Source organism: Bradyrhizobium sp. Ses1 (assembly GCF_059512365.1).
Window position 1 is genome coordinate 55,850 of record NZ_JCAMOQ010000013.1, and the last position, 15,309, is coordinate 71,158.

The window sequence follows — 15,309 nt, forward strand, 5'->3', positions numbered from 1 at the left end:
TCACGTGCCCATCCATTTGGGCACCGGTCGAGCGTCTTGATTCCATGTTGCGGCAAACCCAAGGCGCTGCTCGCGCCACTTGGGAGACTCGGTTGTTGTTTCTATCTGAGCGGAGGCTATAAACCAATGGTGTTGCTTGCGATTTTTAATGTCAGGCTGAACCTGTTTGTGAACTCGTTCGGCCGCCTGTAGATGGCCGGCTTGCGCGCCTGCCACTGCCGCCCCTAGATGGGGTGCGAGCCGAGTTAAACCAAATTCTTCGATGTCCATGACCGCACCACCCAAACGTGCCTCGAACCAGGAGGGATTTTTCTGGAAAACCAAGACGTTGGAGCAAATGTCCAATGTCGAATGGGAAAGCCTGTGCGACGGCTGCGGGCGCTGCTGCCTGGAGAAGCTCGAGGACGAGGACACCGGGAAAATCTACCTCACCCACGTCTCCTGCAAACTCCTGGATGCCGGGCTCTGCGCCTGCAAGGACTATCCGAACAGGTCCGACAAGGTTCCGGACTGCGTCCGGCTGACGCCGGAGAATGTCCGTAGCCTCAATTGGCTGCCGCCGAGCTGCGGCTACAAACTGGTCGCGGAGGGCCGCGATCTCTATTGGTGGCATCCGCTGATTTCCGGTGACCCGAACACCGTGCACGAGGCCGGCGTCTCCGTGCGCGGCCGGGTGCAGGGAACCGAGGACGAGATCCCCGACGCCGAGCTTGAGGACCACATCGTGCGGTGGCCGGCGGTGCTTCCGAAACGGGCGCGGCTGAAAAACCGGCCGAAATCGTAGCGTCTCGTCCAAGGCGCAACTCACGTCATTGGGATGACGCGGCCTTGGAATGCGCCCATGCGCTGAGCCGCCTGCCTCAACAGGAATTTGCTGCCTAGATTGAAATTCATAGAACGATTCCATTGCGGCGTTGCGCTGCAGCGAGAAATTGCGCCCGAGATGAACAAGTTCGAACGGCAGAGCCGTGAACCTGCCGACCGACAGACATTGCCTGCAGACGTAGCCGAAGAGCTGTCCCGCCTGCCGACCGAGGTGATCGACCTCGCCGACGCGCCACCCTTGGCGCCGCCGGCTCCGCTTGCCCCGGACGAAGTCCGCACCATCGTGATCAGCCTGATGCTGACGATGTTCCTGGCGGCGCTCGACCAGACCATCGTCGCGACGGCGCTGCCGACCATCGGCCGCCAGTTCGGCGACGTCTCCAACCTGTCCTGGGTAATCACGGCCTACCTCTTGGCGTCGACCGCGGTCGCGCCGGTATTCGGCACGCTGAGTGACATCTATGGCCGCCGCGCCATGATCATCACCTCGCTCAGCCTGTTCGTCGTCGGCTCGATCCTGTGTGCGGTCGCGCCCAACATGCCCATATTGATCCTGGCGCGCGGGCTGCAGGGGCTCGGCGGCGGCGGCATCATGCCGGTCGTGCAGACCGTGATCTCCGACGTGGTCAGCCCGCGCGAGCGCGGCCAGTACCAGGCCTATTTCAGCAGCGTCTGGATGGCCGGCGGCATCGCGGGGCCGGTGATCGGCGGCGTGTTCGCCGAGCACCTGCACTGGTCGATGATCTTCTGGATCAACCTGCCGCTGTCGTTTGCTGCACTGGCGCTGCTGTTGCCGAAGATGGGCAAGATCCCAGTGTTCCACCGCAGGCGCAAGGTCGACTGGCTTGGCGGCATCCTGTTGATGGCCTCCGCGGTCGTGTTCATGCTGGTGTTGACCTGGGGCGGCAACCATTTTGCCTGGCTGTCGCCGGTGATCATGGCGATGATCGGCGCGTCGTTTGCGCTCGCCGCCACCTTCGTGTGGCACGCGGGCAGGGCGGACGAGCCGTTCCTGCCGCTGTCGCTCCTGAGCGGAACAGTCGTTCCTTTCGCGATCGTCGCGGGCAGTTGCGCGCTTGGCGCGATCGTCGGGCTGACGGTGCACCTGCCGCTCTACTATGAGGTGGTCTATCACCTCAGTGCCAGCGAGGCCGGGCTGGCGCTGATCCCGCTTGCTGCGGTCTCGACCTGCGGCGCGGCGATTGCCGGCCGGACCATGGCGCGTGCCAAGCATTACAAGCGCGTCGCGATCGTCGGCACCTCGGTCGCCGCCCTCTGCGGCGTGGCGATGGCGATGACCACGCTGCCGCTGTGGGGGCTGCTCACGCTGATGTCGGTGTTCGCGCTCGGCCTCGGCACGACGTTTCCGGTCAGCGTGGTCTCGCTGCAGAATGCGGTGGCGCGCTCGCAGGTCGGCACCGTGACCGGTGCGATGAATTTCTTCCGCGCGCTGATGGCCTCGTTCGCGGTGGCGGCGTTCGCCGCGATCCTGCTGATGGCGCTCGGCGCCGACATCTCGCTTGCCGGCGAGCATCATGGCGAGGTGAGCTCGATCCCGGTCGCCGACATGACCAACGCCTTCCGCTTCGTCTTCGGCGCCGCCGCCGTGCTGCTCGCAACTGCTGCGCTGTGCATCACCATCATGGAAGAGCGGCCGCTCGCAGGCCCGACCACGCGCCAGGTGGAAGTGGCGGAGTAGGCCGGATCGGGCCTTACGTCGCGGCCCGCCCGTGCTTTCGTGGACGACGTATTCCGTCATTGCGAGCGCGGCGAAGCAATCCATGCCTCAACACGCGGCGCGATGGATTGCTTCGCTGCGCTCGCAATGACGAGGTGAGTTCTGATTCAAATTTCAAACAGCTCTCCGCGGTCATCGTCCGGCTTAACCGGACGATCCAGTATTCCAGAGGCGGGAGTGCATGAGCCGAGAAGCCGCGGGATACTGGATGCCTGCCGGAGCCTATCATCGGGCGGCGCGTACGCGCCGACCCGTTGGAGGGCATGACGGTGGAGTGAGTGGATATGCATCCGCATTCTCGCGGCGTAATCCGCCCGAGTTTTGCTTACTTTCACCCTCTCATTGAACAGAGGGCGCAGGGTAAGCCGGGTGCTGGTTGCACCCATGGGTCCCATGCAACAAAAAGCACGGGGGTAGGACCACAGGTTCAACCGAAGCATTCCGGCTTTCCCTGCGCGATGGTGTTACGGTTTCCTTCGTGCTCTCCTTGGTGACCGGGCTTTCTTGCCACCATCGCCTCTCGCGCGGATTTCTTCGCGCAAAAAAACTTAGCGCCAGCGTCGGGGCGCCAGGACCACACGACTTGAAGTCTAATGGCTTTTTCGGCCTGTTGAAAGCGGCGGAAGCGCCGGAAAATAAAGGCATTTTCTGATCTCTGCTGGGCCGACGAAAGGGCCGCCGAAACCGGCTGGGCCCCGATAGGCCCTAGTTTCACACCCTGTGCGCTGGCGCGCTTCGTCCTGAAAGCCCAAGGACGCACCGTGCGCGCGTCCTTGCTACGAACGTCCATGGGATTGCGAAACGTCGGCCGCTTACGGTCTTGGCTGTCTGAAAACGCCAAGGCGCTTGATGGCGATAGAAGAAGTAGTTCGTCCGAGACCCTCTTCGCCCCCAAACTCGCAAGCAGCGGGAATAAAAACGGATGCCAGACGGTAATAAGGACTGTCTGGCATTCAGGGGCTGAACTCAAGCCCTTATGTTCCACTTCAGTTCACTCCGCAATCGTTGCTCAACGCAAACAAGGGAGTGTCCAAATGTCTCGTTTTTCAGTTTTCGCAGCGGCAACTTTTCTGTCGGTGTTAGCGACAACCCCGATGGCCTTCGCCACGGAGCATCACCACGTCCGCACAGCGCCGCAGCACATCAGCCTTCCAGCGCGGGCCTACGCAGGGCCTCAGCCATTGATGCACTACCATGACACTCCAAGCTACAACGACCCCTCGAAGAATGGATGCTGCGGCTGACCTGCAATGCAAGTAGAGCATCTCTGAAGACGTGCTCGGTGCTCGACGTAATGCGCAGGCAGTGACGGCCTACGCCTTGCGGAAGTGGGCGCGCGCCATACGCTTCAGTTAGCAGGTCCGCAATCGGTCGTCAGGGTCCTTTGGAGGGTGCCGAAGCCGCGGGGTCCGCGCGACCGCGCCCTGCGAGCGTATTTGCAGTTTTTCAAATCGCTCTAAATTTATGTACCGTTCTAGAGACTCCGGCCATGCCGCGCTCCGATGAACCTGCCGACGTGATCCGAATGGAAAAGGCAGGCCGGTTTCCGAGACCGACCTACATCTCTCCGAACCGGCGCGTCTGGTTCGAGAGCGATATCATCGGGTGGCAGAACGAAATCATGGCCGGCGCCGGGGCCGCCGCAACCATCTCCGCCGCTCGAAATCCTGAGGGTGCCGCCGCAGCACGTCGGGGCGCGCTCCGATTGAAGTATCGGGACGTCCTGCAAACGAGTAAGGCCGCAGTTGGCGGCTGGTTGCGCAATCTTGCTGAACATCCATTCAAAAAAGTTCCGACACAGTTCCCGAAACTCCACGGCCAGCCGTTCGTTTTCTTGTCAGTTGTAACTAACGAGAGGAGACGAACCATGAGAAAGCTTTCTTACGTTCTCGCCGCGTTAGCAACCATCGCTGTTGCGGCCCCTACAGTCGCAAGCGCTCAGGGTTTTAGTGTTCGGATCGGCAGCGACCGAGACTACTATCGCGACCATGATTATTACGGACCCCGTGCTGGGTTCTATGGGTATGACCGTGGCTGGCATCGCGGATGGTATCATCGCTATGGCGACCGCGACGTAATCATCAGGCGTCACCACTACTGGGACGACTAACGGAAAATGGCCCCTAGCCGGGGCCATTTTTTTCGTCTGTTGATAGGTGCGATAATGAAACCGAAGCAGTCCGATGTATTTAGGGATAACGCGCAGAACTGCGCCGAGATGGCGGAGCGGGCGAAAGATAAAGCGGCGTATAAGCGCTTTAAACGCATGGACTGGCGTTAGCCAAGGAGCAAGAACGGTTGGATGGCGAGATACAACCAAACAGGTCCGTGCTAACCGAAGTCCTTGACGGAAAAACCTGACGCCATCTGCGGCGGTTTATCAGCCCGCGCCTCGGCAAGATGGCCGCGAGCACGGTCGCCAAGCGCGCGATATCGCCACACTCTCGGATGATATCGTCGCTGGCCGGTATCCCGGCAGCAAGGCGTCGGTCGCCAATGCCCGCCACATGCGCCGCGCGGCCTCGGGCCTGTTCATTTGGGCCGCTGAGGCGGGCCGCGAATATGTGACCGCGAGCCACGTTGAAATCTCTAGGCAATTTGACATGGATGCGCATTGGCCTTTGGGGGCTCGCGGCGGGTCAGATGCATTGCCAAACTGATTGGAGCGGTCGGGCATGCGAGCACCCGGGCGCTGAATGCGTCACGATCACCGCGAACAGCGGGAACTTGGCCGCCTGATCTGCTTTGAGAATGCGAGGTCGCACGGCCGTGTCGAAGGCCGCCTCACGGGTGGGGAGCATGATCGCGATCATCCGCGGATTTTCCTGGCGGGACTGGCTGTTCTCGCTCAAGTCCTTCGCCGCTGCCGTGCTGGCGCTGTACATCGCATTTCAATTGGACTTGTCGCAACCGAGCTGGAGCGTCACCACGGTCTACGTTGTATCCCAGCCGCTCGCGGGAATGGTGCTCGCCAAATCGCTCTACAGGGTGCTCGGGACGGTGATCGGTGCGGTCGTATCGCTGGTCCTGGTCGCGCTCTTCTCCAATGCGCCAGAGCTATTTTGCCTTGCGCTCGCGCTTTGGATCGGTGCGGGCACAGCCGTTTCCATTTATCTGCGCGACGCACCGCAGGCTTATGTCGGCATGCTCTCTGGCTATTCGGCCGCCATCATCGGCCTGCCGGCAGCGCTCGCTCCGGAGACCGCCTTTGACTTTGCCGTGGCGCGTTGCCTGGAAATCATCCTCGGAATCGCCTGTGCGACGCTGGTCCACCACCTCGTGTTTCCGCAACGAGCAGGCGCCGCGCTGGTTGATGCGCTGTCATCGACGCTGTCGACGATGGCGCGCTGGGCGGGAGACAGGCTGTCGGCTGAACCGGTCGAGGCCGAAATTCAGATGGACCGGCGCCGCATGGTCGCTGCCGTAGTAGGTCTGGAGCAGTTACGCGTGTTCGCCAATCTGGATACGCCGGCGGTCAGGGCGATGGACAGTCTGGTCCGCCTGTTCGAAGCGAAGCTGCTATCGCTGCTGGCGCATCTCGTCTCGGTTCATGACCGGATATTGCTGCTGCGGCAACGCGACCCGCAGCGAGTCGAGCGGCTGCGCCCGCTTCTGCAGGCGACGACGGCGCATATCGCCGCCTGGACCGGATCGGCGACGCCGGATGAATCGCGGCGGGAAGCAGGTCATGGGGCGAGAATCCAGGCCGAGATCGACGCCGCACAGCCGTCGCGGCAGGAGCTTGAAAGCACACCGAACGCCTTCCTGGTGCGCAACATCTTGCTGCGGTTGCAGGACATCATCGATATCTGGCGCGATGCGGTCTGGATCCGGACTCATATCGGCTTGGGAGTGCTGCCCCCGGAGCGCGAAGCCGCGCCGTCCTTTCAGCCCTATCGCGAGCCAGCGCTCGCGTTGACCGGCGGCGTTGTCGCTGCGTTGACGATCGTCTTGTCCAGTCTGTTCTGGATCTATTCGGCATGGCCCAATGGTGCGACCGCCGTCACCTTCGCCGGCATCATGTGCGCGATCATGGGTGCGCGTGACAACCCGGCCGCGGGCGCGGCGATGTTTTTTCGGATGACGGTTGTCGGCGCCGTCATCGCGGCGGCCTACCTGTTTGTGCTGTTGCCGACGCTCAATACGTTTGCCGCGCTGGTGGTCGCGCTTGCGCCGTTCTACCTTGTCTGTGGGTTGCTGCTCACGATACCTCAGGCCGTTCCGATGGTGATGCCCGTGATCTTCGGCGCGGGCGGCCTGATCGGCATTTCCAACCAGATGACCTATGACTTCGAGGCGTTCGCCAACAACGCGCTAGGCTATTTGGTCGGCATCGGCTTCGGCGCGGTCTCGCTGGCGTTGTTCCGTCCGTTCGGTCGAGAAGTGGCGGCCACCCGTCTGATCCACGGCTTGTTGCGCGATCTGGCCCGCGTTGCCACAGCTGCAACGCCGCAGACGCGTGCTGCGTATGAGAGCCGGACGTTCGATCGCATCAATGCGCTGTTGGCGCAGCTCGACCCTGAATCGCCGCGCTATGGCCAATCGGTGCAGAGCGGCTTTGCCGCGCTTCGCGTCGGGCTGAACATCCTTGTCCTGCGACGGGAACTGCCGCACGTGCCGGGCGATGTGGTTGATGCGATCGAGGGCGCGTTGAGCGACCTGTCCGCCGCGTTTCGGGCAACCCTGTCCGGACATGCCTCGGCGTCTCCCGCACCTCTGCTCGAACAGGCGCGTCATCGTGCGCTCTCGGCCGAGGGCGACCTGTTGGTCGTTGCCGATGCGCTCTATGGAATCCAGACCACCATCGAGCAGCATGAGCGCTTCTTCCTTGGCGATCGGCGCCTTGCATCGCGGTCAGTCGGCGAGGCGGCAATCGCATGATCAAGGAGATCAACCTGGGTGGCGTCTATCTCTCTCCGTTCCTTGCCTATATGGGAGTGGCCGCGATCATCTGGGTGCTGATGCGGCTCGTATTTGACCGGATTGGCCTCTATCGTGTCGTCTGGCATCCGGCGCTGTTCAATACGGCGCTCTACCTCATTCTGCTCACATTGGTCGTCGGCGTGAGCATGTGAGCCATTGGTGAGCTGTTGGCATGCCGAGTCTCGGGCGTTTCGCACAATATGCGGTTACGATCGCGGCCGTCGCGGCGGCGATCGTTGCAGGATGGTGGTTGTGGCGGCTGTACGAGGACACGCCGTGGACGCGTGATGGTCGGGTGCGGGCCAACGTCGTCAACGTCGCTCCCGATGTCGCGGGTGCCGTCATCGACCTGCGCGTCAAGGACAACCAGCAGGTCAAGATCGGAGACATTCTTTTCGTCGTCGACCCGGCGCGCTATCAGCTCGCGCTCGAGGAGGCGGAGGCCACAGCCGCGGGAGCCAAGGCGACGCTCGACGAACGGCAGGAGGAGCAAGATCGCCGCGAGAAGCTCAGTGCCGCCGCGATCTCCGTCGAAGCGCTCAATCAGGCGCGAAGCGCTACGCTGGAGGCCCGCGCCGCTTACGATCAGGCGGTGGCGCAGGTCGGCGTCGCCAAGCTCAACCTCGCACGAACCAACGTGCGGTCGCCCGTTAACGGCCATGTCACCAATCTGCTTCTCAACCGCGGCGACTATGTCACGGCCGGAAAACCGGTCCTTGCCGTCGTGGACCAGGATTCCTTCTACATCGCCGGCTATTTCGAAGAAACGAAGCTGCGCTTCATCAACCTGGGAGACGCCGTTTCGATCCGATTGCTCGGGTACGACGCGCCACTGAAGGGTCATGTCGAAAGCGTCGCCCGTGCCATCACGGATCGGGAAAACGTCATCGGCACGGATCTGATCGCCAACGTCAACCCGACCTTCAGTTGGGTCCGCCTGGCCCAGCGGATTCCCGTTCGCATCGCGATCGATTACGTGCCGGAAGGCATCACGTTGAGTGCCGGAATGACCGCGACGCTGCAGGTCACGGCGCCGGGCCCTCAACCCGATGCCGCGGTTTCGGTTTCGAGCAAATAGTTGGGGGGCTATTCCTCATCCAGGCCAGGTGATCGCCGCAGCATGAAATGACCAAACGCCGAGGCGATCGGCTTGGTCGGGTCATCCTGCCAGGCCTGCGCCTCGAAAGCGACGACGCGCCGGCCCTGCTTGACGATGGAAACCTTGGCGTGGCTGTCGAGTGCGCGGCCGGAGCGGAGATAGTTGATGGTCAGGCCAATCGGCTTCGGCGGTGCCGAAACGCCGAGCTCGCGCGTCACGCCCACGACCGCGGCGGTCTCGAGGAATGCGCCGGTCATGCCGCCATGAATGGCGGGCAGCAGTGGGTTGCCGATGATCTTCGGCGAGAAAGGCATCACCAGCGTGCCATCCTCACTGAGGCGGATGCCGAGACAGCGCGCGAACGGGCTGTTTGCGAAGGGGCCGGTGGGATCGTCACGTGCTTCGAGCACGGGCAGCTCGCCATCATGGCGCGCCTTGTCGAACAGCATGTTGGTGCGGTTGGCGCCGACCATGAAGCAGGCGGTCGCGGTGGCGACCGGATCGTCTTCGGAATCCTGGTAGGCGGTCGCGCGCACAAAGGCGATGGAGCGGGTGACGCGATAGCAGATCGAATGCGCATTGATATCGAAGCCTGGTGTGGCGGGCTTCTGGTAGTCGATGCGCAGGTCGAGCGTGGCGATCGCGCGCGTGCCGTCCAGCGCGAGCTGCACGGCCATGCCGCAGGTCTCGTCGAGCATGGCCGTGACCACGCCGCCATGCAGAACACCCGTCTGCGTGTCGCCGACGAAGACCGGCCGATAGGGCAGGCGTGACCAGGCTTCACCGGGCGCGGCGCGATCGAGCTGCAGGCCGCTGATCTGTCCATAGGTGGAGCGGCGCCGTTTGATGGCTTCCGCCAGCTCGTCGAACGGTAGTGGCGTGTTGAACGTCGATGTCTCGGACATGCCGACGTCTTAAACCACCGTAGCTCAGCTTGCGATCAGAATCGTAGGGTGGGCAAAGCGCAGCGTGCCCACCTTCTCTTGCACCGACCGTGGATGGTGGGCACGCTGCGCTTTGCCCACCCTACGGGATCTACGTGCCCGGCCTCGACACCTCGGTTTCCTTGCTGGTGATGAATTCGAGCAGAACCGGGATGCCTTCCTTGGTCTTCTGGATGCCGCGCTTGATCGCCGGCACGATGTCCTCAGGCTTGGTCACGCGCTCGCCATAGCCGCCGAAGGCGCGCGCCATGGCGGCATAGTCGCCGGAAATGTCGGTCGAGCGGTATTTCTCGGTCGAGATCGGCATCACCTTCAATTCGATCGCCATCGAGAAATTGTTGAGCAGGATCGACATGATTGGGATGCGCTCGCGCACCGCGGTCTCGAAATCCATGCCGGTGAAGCCGATGGCCGCATCGCCCCAGACGTTGATGCAGAGCTTGTCCGGCATCGCCAGCTTTGCGCCCATCGCGAGCCCGAGCCCATAGCCGAGCTGCGTGGTCTTGCCCCAGCCGAGGTAGGAGAGGGGCTCGACCGACTTCCAGAACGGCGAGAGCTGGTCGCGCGGGCTGCCGGCATCATGGGTGATGATGGTGTTGCTGACATCGACGGTGTGCTGCAGGTCCCACAGCACGCGGTAGGGATTGAGCGGCGCCTCATTATGGGTGAGCTTCGGCATCCACTTCGCGAGCCACTCGTTGTTGATGGCGGCGATCTCGGCGGCGACCGCACTGGCATCGCGATCCGATGTGACGGTCTTGCCGATGTCGTCGAGCAGCGCATCGAGTACGAGCGCCGCATCGCCAACCAGGCCGACCTTGGCCTCGACATCCTTGTTCAGGTGATTGGGGTCGAGCGTCGAATGGATGATGGTCTTGCCCTTCGGCATCGCGATGCCGAAGTTCGTTTCCGTGAACGAGCAGCCGATGCCGAAGATCACGTCGGCCTCAGCGAGGAATTTCGGCACCGCGCGCGGCACCGCCAGCCCGCCCGAGCCGAGCGAAAGCGGATGCGTCTCCGGAAATGACGATTTGCCGCCGAGGCTGGTGGTGACGGGAATGGCGAGTAGCTCGGCAAGGCGCTTCAGTTGCGGCCAGGCGCGGGCGTAATGCACACCCTGTCCGGCGTAGATCACGGGGCGCTTGGCGTTGATCAGGAGCTCGGCGGCCTCCTTCACGTGCACGGGGTCGGCGCCGTAGCGGGTGCGCAGCACCGGCGTGTAGTTCAAGGGCTCCGGCACCTCCTCGTTCCACATATCGGAAGGGATTTCGACGATGACCGGACCGCCGCGACCGTTCTTCAATCTGGTGAAGGCGCGGCGGAAGATGTTGCAGACCTCGGAGGCGAGAATGATCGGCTCTGACGATTTCGTGAACGCCTTCATCGCCTGGCTGGAATTGAAGTTCGGCTCGACGTTCGCCAGCCGGCGCGGATAGCCCATCGGCAGCACCAGCACCGGCACGGACTCGCCGAAGCATTGCGCCACGCCGCCCATCGCATTCTCCGAGCCGGGGCCGTGCTGCATGCAGAACGCGCCGATGCTGCGGCCGGACGTGACGCGGGAGATCGCGTCCGCCATGTGCACACCGATGCGCTCCTGCCGCACCATGATAGGGCGGATATCGGCGTTGGCGGCGTGCTCAATCAGATGATTGACGGGATAGCCGCAGAGAATCTCGATTCCCTCGCGCTTCATGATTTCCGCAATCGCCGTGCCGAGCTTCATGGCCGTGTCTCTCCCTTGGGTCGTGGTCGGTTCATCCGACCGCTTTGCAACAGAGGATCAGGATTCCGTGGGCGCGTAAAGCGTGCGTCGCGCGCACCTCGGGGCTGCAGTTATGCGTTTGGCGATGCGGAGGGGCGCGATGCACGAATGGCACTTGCGAAAATACACGCGGTCGATGACGCGGCGTTCGACAACAACCCATCATTCGATGAGCTTCGAAGCGTAATCGTGGCGGAAACGTCACAGCGCGGCGCCGACAGCATCGACCTCACCGCGTTGTTATTCGCGCCGGAAGTTTTTGCATTAGGTAACGCCTCAAACATGCGTGTGCATGTTGAGGGACCAGGAGATTTGATCAGATGTTACGGGCGCGAACACTCATTCTCGGCACAGCCGCCGGCCTGATGGCCATAAGCGGCGCACAAGCAGCCGATCTTCCAGTCAAGGCGAAGGCCGTTGAATATGTGAAGGTCTGCTCGCTATACGGCGCCGGCTTCTGGTACGTCCCGGGCACCGATACCTGCATGAAGATCGGCGGCTATCTGCGCGTCGACACGACATTCAATGGCGGTCCGCAGGGCCAGCCGGCCTGGAACGGCGATCTCGGTCAGGGCAACCGCTATCGCGATGACTTCGCGACCCGCGCGCGCATGGCGCTGACGTTCGACACGCGTACCTCCACAGAGTACGGCACGGTCCGCACCTTCATGCAGGCCGACTTCCAGTTCTCCACGCTCGGCGGCAGCACCAACAATCCGAACTCGGTCAACGGCTCGCTGCCGGTTGCCGGCGCGCAGCTCCTCGACACGCCCGGCGGCGGCTATGTCGCGGTCGAGTATATCTTCATTCAGTTTGCCGGTTTCACCTTCGGTAAGTCTGCTTCCGCCTACGCGACGCCATGGCAGGGCTTCCCGGGCAACAACTCGTCCTTCCTGATGGGCGGCCAGAACACCGACACCGGCGTCAACAACATCCAGTACACCGCGCAGTTCGGCAACGGCGTGTCGGCCAGTATCGGGCTTGACGATCCGGTGGTCTGGGATCGCACCGCGGTCTACAATCTGGCGCTGCCGCTGAACGCGACGCTGAATTCCGGCAACGCCTATGCGGGTGTCCGTTCGCCCGACGTCGTCGGCAACGTGCGTGTCGACCAGGCCTGGGGTCTGTTCCAGGTTTCGGCTGCGGCGCATGAAGTGAGCGCGTCCTACAACACCCTCAACACGGCTGGCGCTCCGGCGGGCGGCGTCGGTCTTCCGGGCGCGGCGCCGACCGCGGCATCCGAGCTTTCCGGGCATCCCGACGACTCCTGGGGCTTCGCGACGATGGTCGGCGTGAACATCAAGAACGTCCCGACCGGCCCTGGCGACGACATCAAGTTCGACGCGAGCTACGCCAAGGGCGCGACCAAATATGTGATCGCGACGTCGTCGGCCTCGCCGAGCTTTGCGATGTTCGGTGGCAGTGGCGCTTTCGGCGCGTATCAGAGCATCGGCTTCGGCGCGACGACCGACGGTGTCTACCTGCCGGTGGCGGCCGGCGGCGACGGATCGCTGCACCTGACTGAGTCCTTCGGTTTCCGCGGTGCGTTGAACCACAACTGGGATCCGTACTGGTCGACCAGCTTCTACGGCAGCTATTCGGCGGTGCGGTATGACGGCACAGCGAAAGCGTTTATTTGCGCGAACTTCACGACGCCGGCGAAGGCGGTCAGCGCGAATTACGTCTGCAACCCCGACTTCAACGTCTCGCAGCTCGGCGCGGTCACCCGCTGGACTCCAGTCAAGAACCTGACGTTCTCGGCCGAATTCCAGTGGTTCCACCTCGACCAGAAATTCCAGGGTACGGCCGTCCTTGGAGCTTCCGCCCCCAAGCCGGCTGCGACTTACGAGTTCAAGGACCAGGATACGTTCTTCCTGCAGCTTCGCGCACAGCGCAACTTCTGATCGCCTTCACCTCGCGCTTTGCGAGGAAACGGCGACGAAGCAATCCGGCGTCTTGCTCCGGATTGCTTCGCGCCACGTGTCAGCGGGTCAGCCGTCGTAGCGGCCCGCTGATTTGCCTTGACGATCGATGTGGATGATGGAAATCATCTCGCTTCCATGCGTCGATTGAACACCGCCGCCACCAGCCTTTGAAGATATCGGCCCACCTGGCGATCGTTCCCGCTCCGCAGCTCGGCCACCATGCGCGGCTCGTCGGCCTCCTCGTAGAGAATGCCGATATAATTCCTGCGTGTTTCTCGCGTTTCTTGGGGCATGTGCTTCCTCCGCGGCAGTACCGACGCCGACTGTGCGAGGATGGCGCGCAAGGTCTGGTAAATTTTCCGTACCGTATGAATACCGGCGCAATCCGCGCATGGCCTTAATCAATCGTTCATCCTGTCCGTCAATGCGGCATCAACCAGTCGGCTTTTAGGTTGCGGCCAAGACGCAAGTCGGGAGAAACCCGCGCGAGGCGTCGGCGGGGATTTTGATGCGCCAGTTGATTTCAAGTTTTTTCAGCGACGAGCGCGGAGCAACCGCGATCGAATATTGCCTGGTAGCCTGCAGCATCAGCATCGTGATCGTCGCTGCGGTCACCAGTCTTGGCCAAGACGTCAGGGCGCTCTTTGTCCGGGTCCGCGACAACTTTCCGCAGTAAACGGAAATCACGTGCGCGCGGCGGTCAGCCGTCTTCGTTGAGCGCTCGCAGCATCGCAATCCGCGCGAACATCAGCCAACCGCCGCCGCTCTCGGCGGCGTGAATCAGATTCTCGACGGCGGTTTGCCAGCACTCGCGCTGCTGTACCGGCTCAGGCAGCTTCATGATGTAGTCGGCGGCGTGCTGGAGCGTCACCAGCTTGCGGCCGCCGCGCAGGACGATCGGCTGCTCGAAAGGCGTCGACCACGGCATGTCAGCTTGCCGCCTGCCGCGTCGCTATCATTGCATGAGACCGCCGGCTGCTTTTTCGCCTATCCGGCCTTCTTGGCCCGGGTCGGCGCGCGCACGGGCTTTTCCGCCTTCTTCGGCTCTTCCTTGGCGGCGCGCTTGCCGGCACCGGTACCGCTTCCGGCGATCGGCAACAGCATTTCGCGCTGGCCCTCGACCCGCTTCTTCGGCTTCTTGCCTTTTGCCTTGGCGGGAGCGGGTGCCTGCTGCTCATTGGCAAGGCTGCGCTTGAGCGCGTCCATCAGATTGATGACATTGCCGGTCGATTTCGGCGTGGCCTTCGCCACCGGCAGGCCGTTGCGTTTCTGGTTGATCAGCTCGATCAGCGCGGTCTCGTAGCGGTCGTCGAACTCCTCGGGATCGAAGTCGGCCGATTTCTGCTCGACGATGTGCTTGGCAAGATCGAGCATGTCCCTGGTGATCTTCACGTCCTGCACGTCGTCGAAATATTCCTTCTCGTCGCGGACCTCGTAGGGGTAGCGCAGCAGCGTTCCCATCAGGCCCTTGCCGAGCGGCTCGAGTGCGATGACATGCTCACGGTTGGTCAGCACCACACGGCCGATCGCGACCTTGTTCAGGCTGCGGATGGTCTCGCGGATCACCGCGAACGCGTCATGGCCGACCTTGCCGTCCGGGACGAGGTAATAGGGGCGGATCAGATAGCGGCTGTCGATATCCGCCTTCGGCACGAATTCATCGATCTCGATGGTGCGGGTCGATTCCAGGGCGATGTCGTCGAGCTCGTCCTTGGTGATCTCGATGTAGGTGTCGGTATCGACCTTGTAGCCCTTCATGATGTCTTCGGCGGCGACTTCCTCGCCGGTCTCGGCATCGACCTTGGCGTATTTGATGCGGTGCCCGGTCTTGCGATTGACCTGGTTGAAGGAGACCTTCTCGGTGTCTGACGTGGCCGGGTACAGCGCGACCGGACAGGTCACGAGCGACAGCCGCAAAAAACCCTTCCAGTTGGCGCGGGGGGCCATGGGGATACTCCGAAGACGCAACAGACGGGAGGCAGAGGATACCACCGCGGAACCGGGTTTCAAACATGGCCAAACGGTGAACCCGTCAATGACGGTTAACCGCTGATGGCACGCATGGTTCTTGCGGATTTTCTCGCGGCCTG

Annotated in this window: 17 protein-coding genes and 1 pseudogene; 9 read left to right on the top strand and 9 right to left on the bottom strand. The window is 62.6% G+C overall.

Going from position 1 to position 15,309, the window contains the following annotated elements; translation table 11 throughout:
• Window positions 1-270: a hypothetical protein gene (locus tag AC5ZG5_RS17400; protein WP_456642965.1), complete on the bottom strand. Its 270-nt coding sequence runs from the start codon at window positions 268-270 to the stop codon at window positions 1-3.
• Between AC5ZG5_RS17400 and AC5ZG5_RS17405 the strand changes: the two genes are divergently transcribed.
• Complete coding sequence (locus AC5ZG5_RS17405) at window positions 269-784, top strand: YcgN family cysteine cluster protein (protein ID WP_456642964.1); 516 nt, start codon at window positions 269-271, stop codon at window positions 782-784. The two genes, AC5ZG5_RS17400 and AC5ZG5_RS17405, sit on opposite strands and share 2 nt — an antisense overlap.
• A gap of 159 nt (window positions 785-943) precedes the next feature.
• Window positions 944-2,524, top strand: coding sequence for an MDR family MFS transporter (locus tag AC5ZG5_RS17410; RefSeq protein ID WP_130227216.1), 1,581 nt, complete (start codon window positions 944-946; stop codon window positions 2,522-2,524).
• Between the two features lie 466 nt (window positions 2,525-2,990).
• On the opposite strand, the gene AC5ZG5_RS17415 is transcribed toward AC5ZG5_RS17410, so the two are convergent.
• A complete protein-coding gene (locus AC5ZG5_RS17415) occupies window positions 2,991-3,548 on the bottom strand; it encodes a hypothetical protein (RefSeq protein WP_456642963.1) in 558 nt (185 codons plus the stop codon).
• A gap of 504 nt (window positions 3,549-4,052) precedes the next feature.
• On the opposite strand from AC5ZG5_RS17415, the gene AC5ZG5_RS17420 reads away from it, so the two are divergent.
• Entirely contained in the window at window positions 4,053-4,673 is a 621-nt protein-coding gene (locus AC5ZG5_RS17420; RefSeq protein ID WP_456642962.1) for a helix-turn-helix transcriptional regulator, read from the top strand.
• A 529-nt stretch (window positions 4,674-5,202) separates the two neighbouring features.
• Here AC5ZG5_RS17420 and AC5ZG5_RS17425 read toward each other — a convergent pair.
• On the bottom strand, window positions 5,203-5,376 hold the full coding sequence (locus tag AC5ZG5_RS17425; RefSeq protein WP_196237349.1) for a hypothetical protein: 174 nt from the start codon (window positions 5,374-5,376) through the stop codon (window positions 5,203-5,205).
• Here AC5ZG5_RS17425 and AC5ZG5_RS17430 point away from each other — a divergent pair.
• Genes AC5ZG5_RS17430 through AC5ZG5_RS17440 form a run of 3 tightly spaced genes read left to right on the top strand, consistent with a single transcriptional unit; the run spans window position 5,363 to window position 8,564 of the window.
• The gene (locus AC5ZG5_RS17430; RefSeq protein WP_456642961.1) at window positions 5,363-7,444 is read left to right on the top strand and encodes an FUSC family protein; all 2,082 of its coding nucleotides are present in this window, start codon (window positions 5,363-5,365) and stop codon (window positions 7,442-7,444) included. The genes AC5ZG5_RS17425 and AC5ZG5_RS17430 overlap by 14 nt on opposite strands.
• A complete protein-coding gene (locus tag AC5ZG5_RS17435) occupies window positions 7,441-7,638 on the top strand; it encodes a DUF1656 domain-containing protein (protein ID WP_456642960.1) in 198 nt (65 codons plus the stop codon). Before AC5ZG5_RS17430 ends, AC5ZG5_RS17435 begins: the two co-directional genes overlap by 4 nt.
• 20 nt (window positions 7,639-7,658) lie before the next feature.
• Window positions 7,659-8,564: an efflux RND transporter periplasmic adaptor subunit gene (locus AC5ZG5_RS17440; protein WP_456642959.1), complete on the top strand. Its 906-nt coding sequence runs from the start codon at window positions 7,659-7,661 to the stop codon at window positions 8,562-8,564.
• Window positions 8,565-8,572: 8 nt separating this feature from the next.
• Here the strand turns inward: AC5ZG5_RS17440 and AC5ZG5_RS17445 are convergent, their stop codons facing one another.
• Window positions 8,573-9,490 carry a PaaI family thioesterase gene (locus AC5ZG5_RS17445; protein WP_456642958.1) on the bottom strand — a complete coding sequence of 306 codons (918 nt, stop codon included), beginning with the start codon at window positions 9,488-9,490 and terminating at the stop codon, window positions 8,573-8,575.
• A gap of 130 nt (window positions 9,491-9,620) precedes the next feature.
• Window positions 9,621-11,261: pseudogene (locus AC5ZG5_RS17450) on the bottom strand (thiamine pyrophosphate-requiring protein); the annotation flags it as partial.
• Between the two features lie 141 nt (window positions 11,262-11,402).
• Here AC5ZG5_RS17450 and AC5ZG5_RS17455 point away from each other — a divergent pair.
• Window positions 11,403-11,660, top strand: a complete 258-nt coding sequence (locus tag AC5ZG5_RS17455) for a hypothetical protein (protein WP_456642957.1) — start codon at window positions 11,403-11,405, stop codon at window positions 11,658-11,660.
• Window positions 11,615-13,198: a porin gene (locus AC5ZG5_RS17460; protein ID WP_028166143.1), complete on the top strand. Its 1,584-nt coding sequence runs from the start codon at window positions 11,615-11,617 to the stop codon at window positions 13,196-13,198. Before AC5ZG5_RS17455 ends, AC5ZG5_RS17460 begins: the two co-directional genes overlap by 46 nt.
• A gap of 143 nt (window positions 13,199-13,341) precedes the next feature.
• Here the strand turns inward: AC5ZG5_RS17460 and AC5ZG5_RS17465 are convergent, their stop codons facing one another.
• Together AC5ZG5_RS17465 and AC5ZG5_RS17470 are read right to left on the bottom strand one after the other, a co-directional pair.
• Window positions 13,342-13,512, bottom strand: a complete 171-nt coding sequence (locus tag AC5ZG5_RS17465; protein WP_165435536.1) for a hypothetical protein — start codon at window positions 13,510-13,512, stop codon at window positions 13,342-13,344.
• Between the two features lie 154 nt (window positions 13,513-13,666).
• Window positions 13,667-13,813, bottom strand: a complete 147-nt coding sequence (locus AC5ZG5_RS17470) for a hypothetical protein (RefSeq protein WP_456643056.1) — start codon at window positions 13,811-13,813, stop codon at window positions 13,667-13,669.
• Here AC5ZG5_RS17470 and AC5ZG5_RS17475 point away from each other — a divergent pair.
• Entirely contained in the window at window positions 13,806-13,895 is a 90-nt protein-coding gene (locus AC5ZG5_RS17475) for a hypothetical protein (protein WP_496113913.1), read from the top strand. The genes AC5ZG5_RS17470 and AC5ZG5_RS17475 overlap by 8 nt on opposite strands.
• 24 nt (window positions 13,896-13,919) lie before the next feature.
• Here AC5ZG5_RS17475 and AC5ZG5_RS17480 read toward each other — a convergent pair whose 3' ends face one another.
• Both AC5ZG5_RS17480 and ku read right to left on the bottom strand, forming a co-directional pair.
• Complete coding sequence (locus tag AC5ZG5_RS17480) at window positions 13,920-14,147, bottom strand: hypothetical protein (protein WP_028166141.1); 228 nt, start codon at window positions 14,145-14,147, stop codon at window positions 13,920-13,922.
• 59 nt (window positions 14,148-14,206) lie between these two features.
• Window positions 14,207-15,166, bottom strand: coding sequence for a non-homologous end joining protein Ku (gene ku / locus AC5ZG5_RS17485; RefSeq protein WP_456642956.1), 960 nt, complete (start codon window positions 15,164-15,166; stop codon window positions 14,207-14,209).
• Window positions 15,167-15,309: the final 143 nt, after the last annotated feature.

Bases quoted from the DNA above. Each gene is read 5' to 3' on its own strand.
- AC5ZG5_RS17405 (WP_456642964.1), top strand. From the start codon at position 269: ATGACCGCACCACCCAAACGTGCCTCGAACCAGGAGGGATTTTTCTGG.
- AC5ZG5_RS17400 (WP_456642965.1), bottom strand. From the start codon at position 270: ATGGACATCGAAGAATTTGGTTTAACTCGGCTCGCACCCCATCTAGGG.
- AC5ZG5_RS17410 (WP_130227216.1), top strand. From the start codon at position 944: ATGAACAAGTTCGAACGGCAGAGCCGTGAACCTGCCGACCGACAGACA.
- AC5ZG5_RS17420 (WP_456642962.1), top strand. From the start codon at position 4,053: ATGCCGCGCTCCGATGAACCTGCCGACGTGATCCGAATGGAAAAGGCA.
- AC5ZG5_RS17430 (WP_456642961.1), top strand. From the start codon at position 5,363: ATGATCGCGATCATCCGCGGATTTTCCTGGCGGGACTGGCTGTTCTCG.
- AC5ZG5_RS17425 (WP_196237349.1), bottom strand. From the start codon at position 5,376: ATGATCGCGATCATGCTCCCCACCCGTGAGGCGGCCTTCGACACGGCC.
- AC5ZG5_RS17435 (WP_456642960.1), top strand. From the start codon at position 7,441: ATGATCAAGGAGATCAACCTGGGTGGCGTCTATCTCTCTCCGTTCCTT.
- AC5ZG5_RS17440 (WP_456642959.1), top strand. From the start codon at position 7,659: ATGCCGAGTCTCGGGCGTTTCGCACAATATGCGGTTACGATCGCGGCC.
- AC5ZG5_RS17445 (WP_456642958.1), bottom strand. From the start codon at position 9,490: ATGTCCGAGACATCGACGTTCAACACGCCACTACCGTTCGACGAGCTG.
- AC5ZG5_RS17455 (WP_456642957.1), top strand. From the start codon at position 11,403: ATGGCACTTGCGAAAATACACGCGGTCGATGACGCGGCGTTCGACAAC.
- AC5ZG5_RS17460 (WP_028166143.1), top strand. From the start codon at position 11,615: ATGTTACGGGCGCGAACACTCATTCTCGGCACAGCCGCCGGCCTGATG.
- AC5ZG5_RS17465 (WP_165435536.1), bottom strand. From the start codon at position 13,512: ATGCCCCAAGAAACGCGAGAAACACGCAGGAATTATATCGGCATTCTC.
- AC5ZG5_RS17470 (WP_456643056.1), bottom strand. From the start codon at position 13,813: ATGCTGATGCTGCAGGCTACCAGGCAATATTCGATCGCGGTTGCTCCG.
- AC5ZG5_RS17480 (WP_028166141.1), bottom strand. From the start codon at position 14,147: ATGCCGTGGTCGACGCCTTTCGAGCAGCCGATCGTCCTGCGCGGCGGC.
- ku (WP_456642956.1), bottom strand. From the start codon at position 15,166: ATGGCCCCCCGCGCCAACTGGAAGGGTTTTTTGCGGCTGTCGCTCGTG.